The organism is Ideonella sp. (genome assembly GCF_036277275.1).
In the GTDB taxonomy this organism is placed as follows: Bacteria; Pseudomonadota; Gammaproteobacteria; order Burkholderiales; family Burkholderiaceae_C; genus Ideonella.
This window is the reverse complement of sequence record NZ_DASUNH010000011.1, coordinates 1-2511: the sequence shown is the minus strand read 5'-3', so window position 1 is coordinate 2511 and position 2511 is coordinate 1. Positions and strand designations below refer to the sequence as shown.

Annotated in this window: 3 protein-coding genes and 1 pseudogene; all 4 read left to right on the top strand. The window is 68.3% G+C overall.

Annotated features, from left to right (window positions below; genetic code table 11):
* A partial coding sequence (locus VFY73_RS02720; protein WP_329716374.1) for a hypothetical protein occupies window positions 1-790 on the top strand: 790 nt, incomplete at its 5' end.
* 47 nt (window positions 791-837) lie between these two features.
* Complete coding sequence (locus tag VFY73_RS02715; RefSeq protein ID WP_329716373.1) at window positions 838-1605, top strand: enoyl-CoA hydratase-related protein; 768 nt, start codon at window positions 838-840, stop codon at window positions 1603-1605.
* 91 nt (window positions 1606-1696) lie between these two features.
* Entirely contained in the window at window positions 1697-2128 is a 432-nt protein-coding gene (locus VFY73_RS02710; protein ID WP_329716372.1) for a hypothetical protein, read from the top strand.
* A gap of 76 nt (window positions 2129-2204) precedes the next feature.
* A pseudogene (locus tag VFY73_RS02705) lies at window positions 2205-2511 on the top strand (hypothetical protein); the annotation flags it as partial.

Below are 2511 nucleotides of genomic sequence, written 5' to 3'. Positions count from 1 at the left end.
TCGCTTCGGCGGCTGGACGGCGCTGGCGCTGTTCTGGACCCACGCGTTCGTGTTCGTCGATGCGCAGCGTGGGGCACGGCCGTTCGCCGATGCGGTGTGGGCGTCGCCGGCGCTGTGGACGCTGATCGTGCTGAGCGTCAGCATCGCGCTGCCGTGGCTGCGGCTGCGCAGGGTACGGGTGGCGATCGTGCGGCCTTCGTCGCATGCGGCGGTGGTGCGCTTCAACCATGGCGAGACACCGTTCCCCGGCTCGTCGACCGCTGTCAGCCGCAGCCCTCTGGTCGAGTGGCACTCGTTCGCCAACATTCCGACGCCGGGCGAAGAAGGTTTTCGGCTGATCATCTCGCGTGCAGGCGACTGGACCGGTGATTTCATCAACGACATGCCGTCGCATGTGTGGGTCAAGGGCATCACGACCGCCGGCGTCGCGAACATCGAGACGCTGTTCAAGAAGGTGGTCTACGTGGCCACCGGCAGCGGCATCGGGCCGGTGTTGCCGCACCTGCTGGCGCAGCGTGTGCCGATGCAGCTGATCTGGTCGACCCGCAGCCCGCGCAAGACCTATGGCGATGCGCTGGTCGACGAGATCCTGGCCGCGCAGCCCGACGCATTGATCTGGGACACCGATGCCAGCGGCAAGCCCGACCTCGTGCACCTGGCGCTGGCGGCCCACCGCAGCAGCCAGGCCGAGGCGGTGATCTGCATTGCCAACCAGAAGCTGACGCGCGAGGTCGTCCATGCGATGGAAAGCCGCGGCATCCCGGCCTACGGCGCGATCTGGGACTCCTGAAACCTGCCAGCACCGCCCACCAACTCAACCCGACCTGGAGAGATCCCATGAGCAGCATCCTGATCGAACGCGACGGTGGCGTCGTCATCGCGCGGCTGAACCGGCCGCAGGCCCTGAACGCGCTGAACACCGACCTGATGCACGAACTGGTCGACGGCCTGCGGGCCTTCGACCGCGACCGCAACGTCGGCTGCTTCGTCATCACCGGCTCGGACAAGGTCTTCGCCGCCGGTGCCGACATCAAGGAGATGCGCGGCCAGAGCTACATGGACATGTTCTACGCCGACTTCTTCGCCGGCTGGGACGGCTTTGCCGCGCTGCGCACACCGAAGATCGCTGCCGTGGCCGGGCATGCGCTGGGCGGCGGCTGCGAGCTGGCGATGATGTGCGACCTCATCTTCGCGGCCGACAACGCCAGGTTCGGCCAGCCCGAGATCAAGCTCGGTGTGATTCCCGGCATGGGCGGTTCGCAGCGGCTGACCAAGCTGGTCGGCAAGTCGGTGGCGATGGACATGGTGTTGACCGGCCGCACGATCGGCGCCGAAGAAGCGCAGCGTGTCGGCCTGGCTTCGCGCGTGGTGTCGGTGGACAAGCTGATGGACGAGGCCCTCGGTGCGGCACGGCAGATCGCTAGCCACGGCAAGGCGGCGTCGATGGTCGCGCGCGAGGCGGTCGAGCGCGCGCTGGAAGTGGGGCTGCGCGAAGGGCTGCTGTTCGAGCGACGCACCTTCCATGCGTTGTTTGCGACCGAAGACCAGAAAGAGGGCATGCAGGCCTTCATCGACAAGCGACCGGCGCTGTTCCAGGGGCGTTGAGCTCCTCCGCGAGGGGCTTGTCATCGATTGACACAGACGCCGGATGCCGGCTGGGCTATGGTTTCCGGCTTCGATGCAGCCCTTGAAAACGATGAAGCAGACGACCGCCGCGGCGCTTGCCGCGCTGACCCTCGGCGTGATCGGCCCGCTGGCCGCGGCAGGCGAGTTGGCGGACGCTGCGGTCGCCAAGGAACTGGGCGTCAGTGGCGTGACGCACAAGACCACGACCAGGACTTGGCACGGCAAGACCTACACCGACGTGGCCTACAAAGACGGCCGGGGCGGCGACTTGTTCGCCCTGCGGTTGGGCACCGCCGACCAGTACAGCCTCTGGAAACACGCGATGGGCACCGTGTCGACGCCGGTCACGGGCGTGGGCGACGAGGCCTTCCAGGTCAAGAACTTCCGTGCGATCTGCGCCCGAAGCGCCAGCAGCGCCGTCTGCGTGACGCCCAGCTTCGTGAACAAGAACCTGACGATCACCGACCAACAGATCCAGGCGCTGGTCAGCGCGGCGCTGTGAGCTGCCGTGGTTGAACTTCCGCCTCGAAACCAGGGTCAATCCCGCAGGTGTGTGTATTGATCGGCAGGAGGCAGCGATGGCTTCTCGCACCTTGATGAAGATCGGCCGGGCCGGCCTGGCCGGCGCCTTGTTGTGGGCGGCATCGGCGGCAGCGGTGGCCGGCCCGGCCGAAGCGGCCAGCGCCGCGGCCAGCACGGCCTCGGGCGTGGCCACGCGGGTGGGCCATGCCGTGCAGCGCGGGGCTGGCAAGGCTGCCAGTGCGGTCGAGCGTGGCGCGCGGAAGACCGCCGAAGCGGTGGGCAGAGCGGCCTCGGCCACCGGCCGCGCGGTCGAGCGGACGGCGCAGAAGGTCGGGCTGCCCGCGTCGGCCGCGTCGGCGCCCT

What these genes read in the sequence shown, in the direction of transcription:
- VFY73_RS02715 (WP_329716373.1), top strand. Translation starts at nt 838, where the DNA reads ATGAGCAGCATCCTGATCGAACGCGACGGTGGCGTCGTCATCGCGCGG.
- VFY73_RS02710 (WP_329716372.1), top strand. Translation starts at nt 1,697, where the DNA reads ATGAAGCAGACGACCGCCGCGGCGCTTGCCGCGCTGACCCTCGGCGTG.